This is a genomic window from Actinospongiicola halichondriae, assembly GCF_049103745.1.
GTDB lineage: Bacteria > Actinomycetota > Acidimicrobiia > Acidimicrobiales > Salinilacustritrichaceae > Salinilacustrithrix > Salinilacustrithrix halichondriae.
The window spans coordinates 459,905-472,651 of the sequence record NZ_CP171622.1; the positions used below are offsets into that span (position 1 = coordinate 459,905).

16 protein-coding genes and 1 tRNA gene are annotated in these 12,747 nt (G+C 69.6%); 9 read left to right on the plus strand and 8 right to left on the minus strand.

The window, feature by feature from the left end; genetic code table 11:
• Positions 1 to 87 precede the first annotated feature (87 nt).
• Positions 88 to 408 carry a DMT family transporter gene (locus AB8619_RS02400; RefSeq protein ID WP_436794863.1) on the plus strand — a complete coding sequence of 107 codons (321 nt, stop codon included), beginning with the start codon at positions 88 to 90 and terminating at the stop codon, positions 406 to 408.
• 84 nt (positions 409 to 492) lie between these two features.
• Here the strand turns inward: AB8619_RS02400 and AB8619_RS02405 are convergent.
• Positions 493 to 569, minus strand: a tRNA-Thr gene (locus AB8619_RS02405).
• 31 nt (positions 570 to 600) lie between these two features.
• Positions 601 to 2,205: an FAD-dependent oxidoreductase gene (locus AB8619_RS02410; protein ID WP_436794864.1), complete on the minus strand. Its 1,605-nt coding sequence runs from the start codon at positions 2,203 to 2,205 to the stop codon at positions 601 to 603.
• Positions 2,206 to 2,271: 66 nt separating this feature from the next.
• Here AB8619_RS02410 and AB8619_RS02415 point away from each other — a divergent pair, with 66 nt between their 5' ends.
• From AB8619_RS02415 to AB8619_RS02425, 3 genes are read left to right on the plus strand one after another with little or no spacing between them, the layout of a single operon-like run.
• Complete coding sequence (locus AB8619_RS02415; RefSeq protein ID WP_436794865.1) at positions 2,272 to 2,859, plus strand: helix-turn-helix domain-containing protein; 588 nt, start codon at positions 2,272 to 2,274, stop codon at positions 2,857 to 2,859.
• A gap of 42 nt (positions 2,860 to 2,901) precedes the next feature.
• Entirely contained in the window at positions 2,902 to 3,399 is a 498-nt protein-coding gene (locus tag AB8619_RS02420; RefSeq protein ID WP_436794866.1) for a 2,4'-dihydroxyacetophenone dioxygenase family protein, read from the plus strand.
• A 4-nt stretch (positions 3,400 to 3,403) separates the two neighbouring features.
• Positions 3,404 to 4,237 carry a phytanoyl-CoA dioxygenase family protein gene (locus tag AB8619_RS02425; RefSeq protein ID WP_436794867.1) on the plus strand — a complete coding sequence of 278 codons (834 nt, stop codon included), beginning with the start codon at positions 3,404 to 3,406 and terminating at the stop codon, positions 4,235 to 4,237.
• Between the two features lie 3 nt (positions 4,238 to 4,240).
• Here the strand turns inward: AB8619_RS02425 and AB8619_RS02430 are convergent, their stop codons facing one another.
• Genes AB8619_RS02430 through AB8619_RS02445 form a run of 4 tightly spaced genes read right to left on the minus strand, consistent with a single transcriptional unit; the run spans position 4,241 to position 7,796 of the window.
• A complete protein-coding gene (locus tag AB8619_RS02430; protein WP_436794868.1) occupies positions 4,241 to 5,506 on the minus strand; it encodes a lactate racemase domain-containing protein in 1,266 nt (421 codons plus the stop codon).
• 39 nt (positions 5,507 to 5,545) lie between these two features.
• The gene (locus tag AB8619_RS02435; RefSeq protein ID WP_436794869.1) at positions 5,546 to 6,118 is read right to left on the minus strand and encodes a hypothetical protein; all 573 of its coding nucleotides are present in this window, start codon (positions 6,116 to 6,118) and stop codon (positions 5,546 to 5,548) included.
• A gap of 29 nt (positions 6,119 to 6,147) precedes the next feature.
• Positions 6,148 to 7,299 (minus strand): glycine-rich protein, encoded by a 1,152-nt coding sequence (locus AB8619_RS02440; protein ID WP_436794870.1) that lies wholly within the window; start codon positions 7,297 to 7,299, stop codon positions 6,148 to 6,150.
• Positions 7,300 to 7,310: 11 nt separating this feature from the next.
• On the minus strand, positions 7,311 to 7,796 hold the full coding sequence (locus AB8619_RS02445; RefSeq protein WP_436794871.1) for a quercetin 2,3-dioxygenase: 486 nt from the start codon (positions 7,794 to 7,796) through the stop codon (positions 7,311 to 7,313).
• A gap of 133 nt (positions 7,797 to 7,929) precedes the next feature.
• Here AB8619_RS02445 and AB8619_RS02450 point away from each other — a divergent pair, with 133 nt between their 5' ends.
• Genes AB8619_RS02450 through AB8619_RS02460 form a run of 3 tightly spaced genes read left to right on the plus strand, consistent with a single transcriptional unit; the run spans position 7,930 to position 9,842 of the window.
• On the plus strand, positions 7,930 to 8,994 hold the full coding sequence (locus tag AB8619_RS02450) for a helix-turn-helix transcriptional regulator (protein WP_436794872.1): 1,065 nt from the start codon (positions 7,930 to 7,932) through the stop codon (positions 8,992 to 8,994).
• Positions 8,995 to 9,042: 48 nt separating this feature from the next.
• Complete coding sequence (locus AB8619_RS02455) at positions 9,043 to 9,300, plus strand: DUF3263 domain-containing protein (protein WP_436794873.1); 258 nt, start codon at positions 9,043 to 9,045, stop codon at positions 9,298 to 9,300.
• Positions 9,297 to 9,842: a LytR C-terminal domain-containing protein gene (locus tag AB8619_RS02460; RefSeq protein WP_436794874.1), complete on the plus strand. Its 546-nt coding sequence runs from the start codon at positions 9,297 to 9,299 to the stop codon at positions 9,840 to 9,842. Before AB8619_RS02455 ends, AB8619_RS02460 begins: the two co-directional genes overlap by 4 nt.
• 6 nt (positions 9,843 to 9,848) lie before the next feature.
• Here the strand turns inward: AB8619_RS02460 and AB8619_RS02465 are convergent, their stop codons facing one another.
• A complete protein-coding gene (locus AB8619_RS02465) occupies positions 9,849 to 10,646 on the minus strand; it encodes a hypothetical protein (protein WP_436794875.1) in 798 nt (265 codons plus the stop codon).
• A gap of 82 nt (positions 10,647 to 10,728) precedes the next feature.
• Here AB8619_RS02465 and otsB point away from each other — a divergent pair, with 82 nt between their 5' ends.
• Both otsB and AB8619_RS02475 read left to right on the plus strand, forming a co-directional pair.
• A complete protein-coding gene (otsB, locus tag AB8619_RS02470) occupies positions 10,729 to 11,478 on the plus strand; it encodes a trehalose-phosphatase (protein ID WP_436794876.1) in 750 nt (249 codons plus the stop codon).
• A 41-nt stretch (positions 11,479 to 11,519) separates the two neighbouring features.
• Positions 11,520 to 12,542 carry a glycerate kinase family protein gene (locus tag AB8619_RS02475; protein ID WP_436794877.1) on the plus strand — a complete coding sequence of 341 codons (1,023 nt, stop codon included), beginning with the start codon at positions 11,520 to 11,522 and terminating at the stop codon, positions 12,540 to 12,542.
• Here the strand turns inward: AB8619_RS02475 and AB8619_RS02480 are convergent.
• A complete protein-coding gene (locus AB8619_RS02480; RefSeq protein ID WP_436794878.1) occupies positions 12,525 to 12,710 on the minus strand; it encodes a hypothetical protein in 186 nt (61 codons plus the stop codon). The two genes, AB8619_RS02475 and AB8619_RS02480, sit on opposite strands and share 18 nt — an antisense overlap.
• Positions 12,711 to 12,747 lie beyond the last annotated feature (37 nt).

Here is a 12,747-nt window from a genome sequence, read left to right on the forward strand (position 1 = left end):
GATCGAGCCTCGAGAACCGCGATGTGGGGTTCTCCCGACGAGGGGCGCACCGTACCGGCCGGAACGACGGGCGCAGGAGCCCCCGTCATGGCCTGGTTCATCCTCATCGTCGCTGGAGCATTCGAGGTCGCATGGGCGAGTCTGCTCGACGAGACCAAGGGATTCAGCCGTCGCCTTCCCACTCTCGGCTTCGTGGTCACGCTCGGGATCAGCATGTACCTCCTGAGTGCCGCGACCAGGACGATCCCGATCGGGACCGGCTATGCAGTGTGGGTTGGCATCGGCGCGGTCGGCACCTTTCTGGTCGGGGTCCTCGTGAAAGGCGATGCCACGAACATCCGTCAGATCATCGCCATCAGCGCGCTCATCGCATCGATCGTCGCAGTCAAAGCCACCGCGCCGGCTTGAGCATTCTGCCCCGTCGACCCTGATCGGATCCGTGCGAAGAGAGCAGAAGCCAGCAGACCATTCCCGCGTTGTGGCCGAGGCTGGTGGAGCCCGAGACCGGATTCGAACCGGTGACCTGCTGTTTACAAGACAGCTGCTCTAGCCAACTGAGCTACTCGGGCGGGATCGACGCACGAGGGTAGTGCGCCGACCTCACGACGGAGCCCCCGATCGCGTGCCGGTCCGCCGGGCTCGGAGCACGACGTCGTCGACGTGATGTGAGGATGCGGCACCGGCCGGGCGCGGCCGCTTCTCGTGGACCTCGATGGTCCAGTCCGCAGCGTCGGTGACTTCGGCGGCGATGTCCTCGACCCGCAGGTAGGCGTCGGCGTCGAAGATCCGGCTGTGGGTCGCGGTGTCGACGGGGACGCGCATCGGCTCGATGTCGTGGCTGACCACCACGAGGGTCCCGCCGGGCGCGACGGCATCGAGCAGGTTGCGGACTCCGCGGCCGTCGGGCGTGCGGGGGATCGATGCGTAGGCCGCGTTCACGAGGTCGAAGGCCCCGATCTCGAACGCGTCGCGGGCGTTGGCGTCGGTGTGGTGGCACGTGAGGTCCAGCCCACGACCGCGTGCCTCGGCGTCGATGCGGTCGAGCGCTCGCTGGGAGATGTCGCTCGCGGTCACCGTCCAGCCGCGCTCGGCGAGCCAGATGGCGTCACCGCCCTCGCCGGCGCCGACATCGAGCGCGCTCCCCGGCTCGAGGTCGCTCGCCTCGGTGACGAGCGATCCGTTGGGGTTTCCGCTCCAGACCTTGTCGCTGCCGTAGCGGTGGTCCCAGTCGGCTTCGTTGGCCGACGGCCGCGCCGCGTCGCGCAGGTCGTCGTCGGCGAGGGCGAAGCTGATCATGGCGCCGACGCGACTGCCGTCGGCGGCAGCGTGCAACACCTGTTGGCTCGGGTCGGTCACGTTGCCGGCGGCATACACGCCGGGAACCGATGTCGCTCCGGTTGCGTCGGTCTCGATGATGTCGCCCACCCCGCTCGGATGGGGCACGGGCTCGAGGCCGAGCGAGACGAACGGCTCGGCTCGAGCGCGGAATCGTGGTCCGACCACCACCGCGTCGGCGGCCAGCGGGTCGTGGCCGACGAGCTCGACCGCTTCGATGCCGCCGTCGGCGCCGGTCACGAGGCGGTGGACCTGCGCATCGATGACCTGTACGCCGCCAGCGCGGAGAGTGCTGAGCTCGTCCTCCTCGATGCCGGTCGGGTCGTGGACGACCACCGTGAGGTCGTCAGTCAGCTGTCGGAACAATGACGCGGGGTGCAGACCCATCGGGTGGGTGATGACCTGGACGACCCGTCGGTCTCGCACCTCGTAGCCGTGGCAGAACGGACAGTGGATGACGTCGCTGCCCCAGTGGTCGGCGACCCCGTCGATGGCTGGCAGGTCATCGACCAGCCCCGTGGCTGCGAGCACCTTCCGGGCGACGATTGCGTGCCCTCCGACGAGTTCGGCTCGGAAGCGACCGTCATCGGTCCGTGCAACGCTCACGACGCGTCCGTCGACGACCTCGCCGCCGTAGCTGCGGACCTCGTCACGTCCGGCGGCGGTGAGCGCCGAGGGCGGTGTTCCGTCGCGGCCGAGGAATCCGTGCATGTGGGCCGCAGGGGCGTTGCGTGGTTCGCCGGCATCGACGACGATCACCGAGCGACGCTGACGCACGAGCTGGAGTGCGGCGGCGAGGCCGGCGGCCGATCCGCCGACGATGAGGACGTCGGTGTGTCGTCCGACGGTCTGAGGGGAGTGGTTCTTCATGCGATCGACGATACGGTCTGTCCCCATGCCAGCAACACGACTTGCAGTATTCGCAAGGCGGCCTCGATGACCGGATCGAACGAGATCGACCGTGCCGTACGGACGCGGCTGCGGAGCCTGCGCAACACGCTGGGCCTGTCCCTCGACGACCTCGCCGAGCGCACGAACCTGAGCGCGTCGACCATCAGCCGGGTGGAGACCGGCAAGCGGACGATCAGCCTCGACGTGCTGTTGCCGCTGGCCACCGCGCTCCAGGTCGACCTCAACTCGCTCCTCGACGTGACGAGCGACGACGACGTGGTCATCCGCCCGACGCCGAGCGGGTCGGGCGAGCGCACCACGTGGACGTTGAGTCGGCCGACCGGCTCCACGATCGCCGTGAAGCTCCGACTGCAGCCGAGCCCGCACGTGGCGACGCAGCGGGTGCACCCCGGCCACGACTGGTTCTTCGTCCTCGAAGGCCGGGTCCGACTCTCACTCGGCGAACGCGAGATCATCGTCGAGACGGGCGAAGCCGCGGAGTTCGCGACCATGACGCCGCATGCCGTCAGCGCGGTCGACGCGCCGGCAGAACTCATCATGATCTTCGACCGAGACGGGCAACGGGCCCACGTCCATCACGAACTCGCCACCGACACCGCCCCATCGGCTTGACTCGGGTTCGCCGGCAACCGGGCCAGTGAAGAGGGGAACACCGTGAGCGTCATCGAGAGTGCACCACCGACCATCCACCGGGGCGAAGGCGATCTGCCCTTCGTCGACATCGGGGAGGGATCGACGTTGCAGTTGCTGCAGGTCGACCTGGCGATGGGCGTGTGGGTCGTCCGCAATCGTTTCGAGCCCGACTCGACAATCCAGACCCACAAGCACACCGGGCACGTCTATGCGTTCACGCAGTCCGGGAGTTGGCACTACCTCGAGAGCCCCGAGGCCGTGAACACCGCCGGGTCGTATCTCTACGAGCCCGCGGGATCGACGCACACGCTGCATGTGCCGGCGGCCAACGACGAGGTCACCGACGTGTCGTTCATCATCCACGGTGCGAATCTCAACCTGGGCGACGACGGGCAGGTCGAGATGGTCATCGACGCCCATGCGATCCTCGCGTTCTACCGGGCGTTGTGCGCCGACCAGCACGGCCTCGACGACCCGCCGGTCGTCATCGTGCAGTCGAGCCCCGACGTCCTCGCCTGATCCGATGGCACTGGCCGAACCGCAACGGCATCCGCTGAACACGTCGTTCGAGTGGCCGACGCCGACCGGTCCCTTCACGACGCTCACCGACGAGCAGGCCGCGACCTTCGACCGCGCCGGCTTCCTGGTGATCGACGACGTCTTCTCCGCCGACGAGGTCGCCGCGGTCACCGCAGTCCTCGACCAGCGCGACGCCGACGTCGAGGCGTTTCTCGCCGGTATGGAGAACCAGCGGTTCAGCATCGCCGAGGCCGGCGCGATCACCTTCGCTCCCAACCTCGCCCATCGTGACGAGGTCCTGCGGTCGTTCGCGACGCACCCGGGTCTGCTCGGGCTGTGCGGTGATCTCGTCGGACCCGACATCGACCTCTACTGGGACCAGGCGGTCTACAAGAAGCCGCAGAAGCCCCGACGGTTCCCGTGGCACCAGGACAACGGATACACGCTCGTCGACCCGCAGTACTACCTGACCTGTTGGGTGGCGCTCACCGACGCCACCGTCGACAACGGGTGCCCGCAGGTCGCGCCGGGTCTCCATCGTATGGGCACCTTGCAGCACCACTACGTCGACCCGCTCGGGTGGCAGATCTTCGACGAGGCGTCCGAGGTGGAGGTGGCGCCGGTTCGTGCCGGCGGCGTGGTGGTCTTCTCGTCGCTGACCCCACACCTCACGGGCCCGAACACGACCGACGCGGTCCGCAAGGCCTACATCCTCCAGTACTCACCCGCCGGCGCCGAGATCGTGTCGACTGACGGCGGAGCGACCGTCGACCGCCATCCGGTGGCCGATGGCCCGCACGTGTTCCCCGTGTTGCGCGACGGCAACGCCGTCCACTGACCGCTAGGGGATCGGGAGCGAGTCGGGGAGGTTCCCCATTGCGTCGAGCGGCATGGCCGTCGGCTTGCTCAACACGGTGAGGTCGGGTCGTTCCCGCGCCTCGTCGAGATACGCGACCGAGCAGGCCACGACGCCGAGGTCGAGCGTGTTGCGGATCCAACACAGGCGGGCGTTCGGGAGCCCTCGCAGCCCGGTCCGGGTCTCGCAGGCGTCGAGCAGTTCGCGGTCCGTGTCGTAGTGGATCGGAATCATCCCCGCGGGCAGGTCGCTGGCGGTGATGGCGTTCAGCCACGTCTTCGAGCGGTCCATCTCGTCGACGACTCGGGTGCGGCACAGTTCGGCGAAACCGATGCCCAGGGCGTTGCCATGAGTCGCCTCCGTCAACGCCCGCACGACGATGGCCCGAACCCGGACGGGCTGCGCCCGGTCCGGCTCGTGGAGCGAGTCCTTGCGACCGACGACGTTGGGGTCGAACCCGCCACCGCTGATGTTCTTGCCGATCTCGTCGATCAGGAGGATGTCGAGATCGGCGAACGGCAGCCGGGGCATGAGCTCCTTGGCCTGGGCGAGCAGGGCCGGCTCGTCGGAGACGATCGACTCGCCGGCGATGGCCTCGATGCGTGCGGTCTCGTCGTCGGAGTTCTCGACGATCGCGATCCCGGCGAGCACGCTGACCTTCGACAGGATGGCCGGGCTCACCGTCGACACGATGGTCGGCCACTCATGGTCGAGGATCGCTCGGTGGTAGGTCTCGGCACCGGGCTGTTTGCCCAAGCCGATGAGCAGCATCTTGGCGAGGCCGCTCTCGACGTCGCCGGTGAACATCGTGTGGGGCTTGATGCGGTTGACGATGACGACATGGTCGGCGCCGGCTGCGAGTCGGTCGAAGTGGATGGGGAACCCGAGCGCCGTGGTCCCGAGCTCGATGGTCTCCATCTGGGCCCGGATCGGGCAGCCCATGGCGTCCTCGGTGACGCCGTACCCGTCGAGCACGGCCGTCTGGCCGGGCACGTCGCCGCCACCGTGGCTCCCCATCGCGGGGACGATGAATGGTTCGAGGCCGAGTCCCGTCAGGTGGTCGATGGTCGCTCGCACGATCGTCGACAGATTGGCGATCCCGCGGCTGCCGACGCCGACGGCGACGGACTGCCCTGGTCGGACACGGTCGCCGAGTGACAGGGACGCGAGCGCGTCAGCGGTCCGACGGGCGGGGTCGTCGACCCTCGGCCCGTCGAACCGTTGCTGCAGCCAGAACAGATCGGGATACATCGGTCGCATGCTTGCAGCCCGACGCACCCGCGGGCACGACTACTCCACGAGCAGCTCGGCGAACATGCCCTGGGTGATGTGCGGGGGACCGCCGTCGACCTCGGGCGGCCCACCCTCGGATGCCGCTGCGGCATCGAGGTACTCGACCGGGTCGGCGCCGGTCGGGATCACGCAGATCACGCCGTACCGGCCCGGTTCGGAGAGCGTCCCGTCGCCGACGGCGGGGATCTGGTCACCGCCGGGTGGGGCGAGGAGCACGGTCGCCGGCTCGGGACCGATGAGGCCGAGTAGTTCCTCGGGCGGAAGCGTCACCAACTCGTCGATCGAGCGGGTCTCGTCGTCGGGGATGCGGAAGGCCACGAGCTCGTGGATCTCTGTATCCGACGCGTTGGCGAGCGTCAGACGGGTGCCGGCCTCGATCGTGTCGGGGAGGCCCTCGTAGGCGTAGTCGACCGCCGTGACGTCGACGGTGGCGGCCGTGTCGTCGGGAGCTGCGGTCGTCGTGGTGGTCGGTGCGTTGGCGTTGTCGTCGTCATCGCCACAGGCGGCGACGGCGCCGACGAGCGCGAGCACGGCGAGCGCCTGTCGGATCTTGCTGGTGTTGCTGGACATGGTTGTTCCTCTCGAGGAGTGGGCTGGGTTCAGCCGGTGAAGGTGGGGGTCTCGACCGCGGCGACGGCGGTGGGTGTCTCGGGCAGTGGTGCCTCGACGGCGTCGGGCGAGACGGCATCGGGCTGATCGGGGGTGGGAGGCGTGGCCTCGCCCGAGATGTTGAGGAGGCCGTCGCCTTCCTGCACGCCAGCGGTGGTGTCGGTCACCGGGTGACTCGAGCCGCCGCCCCCGCTCGAGTTCGTCATGCTCGCGCCGCCGGGATACCAGCCGCCGCCGGCGCCACCGCCGGCGAGGACGAGCACGTGTCGGGTCCCGCCGTTCATCGCCACCTCGCCCTGCTGGGCGATGCTCGGGTCGTCGCTCGGATCGAGTGCGCCGGAGTAGCCATGATCCGTCTGCGTGCCGCCGCCGGTCGGCGGCGAGACCTCGGAGTAGCTCTCGCCGTCGCCGCCGTTCTCGCCACCGCCGACCCCACCGTCGGTCGTGGCCGTCGTCTTCTGGAGCGTGCCATCGGGGGTGTTGCGGATTGCTGCTGCACCGGCCCCGCCGCCGCCTCCGGCAGCGACGAGCACCTCGGTGCCGCGTTTCACGGTGGTGGCGCCGCCGCCTCCGCCGCTGGCGGCCGCGACCGCCGCGATCTCGGCCACTTCGGGATGGGCGTCGGACGCCGACGGCGTTCCGTCGCACAGGGCGCTGTCGAAGTCGGCGCCGTCGCTCTGCGTCGACGTCGCCGCGGTGCCGACGGCGCCGCACCCGCCACCGTTGAAACCGGCGGCTCCCGGGGTGCCGGTCGCGAGGATCACGGCGGGTGCCGCATCGTCGCCGTCGACGACCGATGCGCTGCCGTCCCCGCCTCGGCCGCCGACCGCGAGCGAGAGCGTCTCGCCCGGCGTGACCGCGATCGTCGCCGTGGTCACGCCGCCGAGGCCGCCCGTCCCGGCCTCGACGCTCTCGATCCCGCTGTCGTCGTCGAAACCCGCAACTGCGCTGGTGCCGCCCTGGGCGCCGAACGCCTCGACGGTGATCTCGGTGACGCCCTCGGGGACGGTCCACTCGACGGCCGATCCGGTGAAGGAGAAGGACTCCTCGAAAGGGGCGGCACCGGCTGCGGTCGGGGCGAGCACGGTGGTGGCCGACAGTGCGAGCGCGCCGACCGAGAACATGGTGGTGATGCGGTTCATGTACGCGCTCCTCAGGCCACGGGCGCCGGCGGCGGCCCGAGCACCTCGATGTTGAACTGGGCGCAGATCTCGGCGACGTGGCCGGGATCGATCTCCTCAGGCTCGGGCATCGTGGCGTCGTCGGTCGGCCTGCCGAGGGTGGCGACGAAGCGTTCGAACTGCGCCGGCGTGGTCACCTGGAGGACCTTGGCGGTCTCGGAGCGGACCTGGAAGGTGTGCGGGCGGCCCCGGGGCAGCCACACGACGGCGCCGTCGGTGTGCACGGCCTCGGCGTCGCCGCACGAGAACCACACCTCGCCCTCGATGATGTAGAAGAGCTCGTCCTCGACGTCGTGGCGGTGGAGGGGCGGCCCGAAGTTCTTCGGTGCGAGGAACTCCATGACGGTCATCTGACCGTTGGTGTCCTCGCCGGTGAGCTTCGCGGTGAAGAGGTTGTTCAGGAAGTGGAAGTGATCCCCTTCCCCTCTGGCGATCAAGGTCGGGCTCTGGAGTGTCATGGTTCGGACGGTACGAATCACGCCACGGAAGCAACATCCCGACCTTGAGTGGAGGGCGTTCCCAGTTGGGGGGTGGCGACCCCCCAGGTGAGGGATGGGTGCGGTTGCTGCCGTGGTCGTACCGTTGAGACCCATGGGGATCACGTCCTTCACCACCGCCCGAGACCAACTCGTGGCCGCAGCTGACGAACGCTTGACCGGCGAGGAGGCGTGTGCGGTGATCGTGCGTGCCTTCGCCCTGGTGGCCCCGGCCGACGCGGTCGCGGTGATGACGACCGATCCGGAGACGAACCTCCCCGCCGGTGGGGTCGTGCTCGGCTTCGAGCCCTCACACTGTGTCCCGTTCTGGGACAACGAGTTGCTCGATCCGGACTTCAACAAGTTCAACGACCTGGCGCGGAGCATCGATCCGGTCGCCACGCTGGCCGAGGTGACCGACGGCGACCTCGGGCGCAGTCCCCGGTTCAACAACCTCTATGCGGCAAGCGGCGCGAGCGACGAACTGCGCGTCGTGTTCACGGCGGGTTCGACGTGCTTGGCCATCGGCGCCTTCGTCCGGTGCGACGGCGACGTCTACTCCCCGACCGAGGTCAGCGACGTGCGGAACCTCCTCGTCCCGGCGACCAACGTCCTGCGCAGTGCGTTGGCCCATGTCACCGAGCCGTTGACGTCGAGAGGCCCGGTCGTCGTCCTGCTCGACGCTGACGGGAAGGTCGTGAGCCAGTCGGCCGACGCCGACGAGGTACTGGACGATCTGCGGATCGAGGTCGACGGTGTGTTGCCGGGAACGATCCTGGTCGCAGCCTCCCGTGCCCGTTCGAGCCGTTCGACGACGCGGCTCACCACTCGACTCCGGGGAACGAGCGGCCGGTGGGTCCGTCTGCACGTCACGCCGATGGAGGGTGACGACGGCATCGTCTCGGTCACCATCGACGCCGCCGGCCCGGGCGACCTCGTCCCGATCCTCCTCGACTCGTACGGTCTCACCGAACGCGAGAGCGACATCGTGTTGCTCGTGTGTCGCGGGACCGGCACCAAGGAGATCGCATCGGAACTGGCCATCTCGGTCCACACCGTGCGCGACCACCTGAAGTCGATCTTCGAGAAGTCGAACGTGACGAGCCGGGGCGAGCTCGTCGCACGGCTGTTCTCCAACCACGTGCTCGAGCTCTTCGAGGACAACGTCAGCCACCTCTGACGACCGAGGGTCCTTGATACGCACCGGTGCCCGGAGCACCATTGTGTCGTGCCGTTGTCCTCGTCCGACCGTGAGATCCTCGACTTCGAGGGTTCCTGGTGGCTCAACCCGGGAGCGAAGAGCGTGGCGATCCGTCGCGACCTCGACATGGCGGCGTCGACCTATTACAAGCGCTTGTCGACCATCATCGACGACCCCGAGGCCATGACCGCCGACCCGCTGCTGGTGCGTCGGTTGCGGCGCGATCGGGCCGATCGGCGCAGAACGCGCCACACTGGCCCCCGATGGAAGCGGAGCCACCCGTGAGTGAAGAGACCGAACGCCCTCGTCGGCGCCGTCGCCAACCGCCAGCCCCGCCCGAGCCGCAGGGCTCGCCGGTCAAGGGTGCGATCCTGGTCGCCGTCGCCGTGGTGATCGGCCTGGTCCTCCTGCGCGACGACAGTGCGAGCACGGCCCAGGTGACCGTCGGAGCCGCGGACAACCCCGCCGAGTCGCCCGATCCGGACACCACGTCGTCGACGACGACCACCACCGCTCCGCTCCGCGCCCCGGCCGACGTCAAGGTGCTCGTCGCCAACGGTTCCGGGGTCAACGGTGCCGCGGGCACGAAGACCACCGATCTCGAAGCCCTCGGCTACGTCACCGCGAACCCCACCGATGCCGAACGGGTCACCGCGACCGTCGTGTACTTCACCGACGGCTACCAGGCCGAAGCCGAAGCACTGGCCACGGCCATCGGCGCCGATGTCGCTGCCGTGACGCTGCTCCCGACCCCGGCACCGGTGGACGACACGCAGCTGTCGAACCTGATCGTGGTCCTCGGACCGGATCTCGCCACCTCCGGCTAGGAGCGGTCAGCCCTCCGTGGGCACGCGCACGGTGCCGATGTCGATCCGATAGATGATGGTGCCCCGCACCGGATCGGCGACGATGCCGGTGGGTGGAGCCACCTTCACGGCGACGTCGCCGTGGATCTCGGTGTCGTCGCCGCGGGCGACGCCCTCGGCGAGGTCGTACGTCGTCCGCGAGGTGCTCCACTGGGTGCCTCGCACGGTCACCACGCCATCGGCCGTGTCGATGGTGGTGCGGATCGGGACGGTCAGTTCGACGATGACGACGGCGACGTCGTGCCCGTCGACCACTCCGAGCGAGTCGACACGGCCTCGACCGCGCACCATCACGGGTTCGTCCCGTCCGTCGACGGCGAAGGGCCGGGCGATCTCCCACGTGGTGCCCGGCTCGAGCGGTCCATCCGGGGGGCTGGCGACGTCACCGGGGAGGTCGGTGGCGAGGTCGAGGCCGAGCGCCTCGGCCGGGACGCCCTCGACCAGGTCGATGGCGGTCAGCCGGTCGCCGCGGTCGAAGCGGACCTCGTAGGTGCGTTGGGTGGATGCGTCGCGTTCGAGGGTGACTTCGAGGGTGATCTCGTCGTCGTCGATGCTGACGACCCGCTCGGTGGCATCGAGCACCGACTCGCTGTCCTCGGCGGTGGTCTCGCCGTCGATCGTGCGCTCGATGCGCGTCGTGATGTCGGAGCGGAATCGGTACCCGTCGCCCACGGTCGGGTCGAAGCGGATCGCCACGGTGTGGGGATCGCACGCAGCGACGACGAACACCAGGGCGGCGACGGCGAGCGCACGACGGACGGTCATCGGACGCAGTGTGGCAGAGGCGACGCTCGCCCTCGCGGGTCGGGTGCACGCTTCTCGGAGGCGCCGACCTACATTCGCAGGCGTGACGCCCGACGCCATCCGCGCCATCGTCGGCGCGGACCCCCGGTCGACGGCCTTGCTGTTCGACTTCGACGGGACGCTCGCCCCGATCGTCGAGGATCCCGAGCGCGCCGCGCCGGAATCCGGTGCGCTCGAACTGTTGGCCCGCCTGGCCGTGCTCTACCGACGGGTCGCGGTCGTGAGTGGCCGTCCCCGGTCATTCCTCGCGCCACTCGTCCCCGAGTCGGTCGATCTCTCGGCGCTGTACGGACTCGAGTCGCGCGTCGGTGGCACGAGCTCCGATCACCCCGATGCCCAGAGCTGGCATGCGGTCATCGACCGGGTCGCGGCCGACGCCGAACTCCCATCGGGGGTCTTGATCGAGCCGAAGCGGTTCTCGCTCACCGCCCACTTCCGTCGAGCGCCGGAGGCCGAGGCCGCCGTCGAGGCATGGGCGGCGCGGGTCGCCACCGAGACCGGCCTCGAAGCCCGGACGGCGAAGGCCTCGATCGAGTTGCACCCGCCCCTCGGCGTGGACAAGGGGACCGCCGTGCGATCGCTGGCGAAAGGATGCCGCACGGTTGTCTACGTCGGCGACGACGTGGGCGATCTGCCGGCGTTCGCCATGCTCGACGAGTTGCAGGCAGAAGGCGTCGCGACCGTCAAGATCGCCAGCGCCGGTGCCGGCCTCCCCGAGGAGATGGCGCAGGCAGCCGACCTCGTCGTTCCCGATCCTGCTGCCGTCGTCGCTCTGTTCGCACCGCTGGTCTGACCGCGGTTCGGCACCCGCTGGTCGGGTGCCAGCATGGGTGGGTGCGAGTCGTCGCTGCCCCCGACAAGTTCCGCGGAACCGCGTCAGCCGCTGCCGTGGCGGCCGCCATCGCTCGCGCCGCGGTGTCGGTGGGGTGGTCCTGCGACCAGGTACCGGTCGCCGATGGCGGGGAGGGGACGATCGACGCGCTCGGCGGACCGAACCGGACGACGGTCGTGCGTGGACCGTTGGGCGAACCGGTCGAGGCAGCGTGGCGACTCGACCGCGACACCGCCATCATCGAGATGGCGTCGGCGTCCGGGCTCCTGCTCGCCGGTGGCGCGGAGAACAACGACCCCATCGCTGCCGACACCCACGGGACGGGGGAGTTGATCCGGTTGGCGGTCGAGTCGGGCGCTCGGAGGGTCATCGTCGGCCTCGGGGGGTCGGCGACGACGGATGGCGGGTTGGGGGCGCTCCGTGCGATGCATCCGCTGCAGCGATACCGGGCTGTGGAGTTGCGTGTCGCGTGCGACGTCCGCACGACGTTCGTCGACGCCGCCCGGACGTTCGGACCGCAGAAGGGGGCGACCGCCGCGCAGGTCCGTCTGCTCGAGAATCGCCTCGTCCGACTGGCCGACGTGTACGAGCAGGACCACGGGGTCGACGTGCGTTCGCTCGCTCGATCCGGCGCCGCTGGTGGACTCGCCGGCGGCCTGGCGGCGATCGGCGCCCAACTCGAGGACGGGTTCGCTCTGGTCTCCGACGAGGTCGCGCTCGACGAGGTCATCGCCGGCGCCGACCTCGTGGTCACCGGCGAGGGTTTCCTGGACGACGAGTCGTTCGACGGGAAGGTCGTCGGTGGGGTCGTCGAGTTGGCCGACTCGCTCGGGGTGCCCGTGGTCGCGATCGTGGGTCAGGTGATCGAAGGTGCCGGGCACGGCCGGTCGTCCGGGCCCGAGCCGCTCGAGGTGGTCTCGCTCGTGGACCGCTTCGGCGAGGACGCGTCGATGCACGACACCGTCACGTGCGTCGAGTCCGCCGTCCGGGCGGTGCTCGAGGAGCGGTCAGCGATCGGATCGTGACGCGACGATCGCCCAGATGATCGCGACGGCCACGCCGACCACGAAGAGGAGCCTCAGCAGGGACAGCACCGCTCCGATGACCCACCCGACCACGGCCAGAGCGACCAGCACGCCGACGATCATCAGCACCAGGCTCGGCAGGATTCGTGGCGGCCGCTCGACGTCCATGGGACCACGATACGAGCGCCGCAGCGGATCGTCGGGG

Excerpts from the sequence above, each read along its gene's own strand:
- AB8619_RS02400 (WP_436794863.1), top strand. The coding sequence starts at position 88 with ATGGCCTGGTTCATCCTCATCGTCGCTGGAGCATTCGAGGTCGCATGG.
- AB8619_RS02410 (WP_436794864.1), bottom strand. The coding sequence starts at position 2,205 with ATGAAGAACCACTCCCCTCAGACCGTCGGACGACACACCGACGTCCTC.
- AB8619_RS02415 (WP_436794865.1), top strand. The coding sequence starts at position 2,272 with ATGACCGGATCGAACGAGATCGACCGTGCCGTACGGACGCGGCTGCGG.
- AB8619_RS02425 (WP_436794867.1), top strand. The coding sequence starts at position 3,404 with ATGGCACTGGCCGAACCGCAACGGCATCCGCTGAACACGTCGTTCGAG.
- AB8619_RS02430 (WP_436794868.1), bottom strand. The coding sequence starts at position 5,506 with ATGTATCCCGATCTGTTCTGGCTGCAGCAACGGTTCGACGGGCCGAGG.
- AB8619_RS02435 (WP_436794869.1), bottom strand. The coding sequence starts at position 6,118 with ATGTCCAGCAACACCAGCAAGATCCGACAGGCGCTCGCCGTGCTCGCG.
- AB8619_RS02440 (WP_436794870.1), bottom strand. The coding sequence starts at position 7,299 with ATGAACCGCATCACCACCATGTTCTCGGTCGGCGCGCTCGCACTGTCG.
- AB8619_RS02445 (WP_436794871.1), bottom strand. The coding sequence starts at position 7,796 with ATGACACTCCAGAGCCCGACCTTGATCGCCAGAGGGGAAGGGGATCAC.
- AB8619_RS02450 (WP_436794872.1), top strand. The coding sequence starts at position 7,930 with ATGGGGATCACGTCCTTCACCACCGCCCGAGACCAACTCGTGGCCGCA.
- AB8619_RS02465 (WP_436794875.1), bottom strand. The coding sequence starts at position 10,646 with ATGACCGTCCGTCGTGCGCTCGCCGTCGCCGCCCTGGTGTTCGTCGTC.
- AB8619_RS02480 (WP_436794878.1), bottom strand. The coding sequence starts at position 12,710 with ATGGACGTCGAGCGGCCGCCACGAATCCTGCCGAGCCTGGTGCTGATG.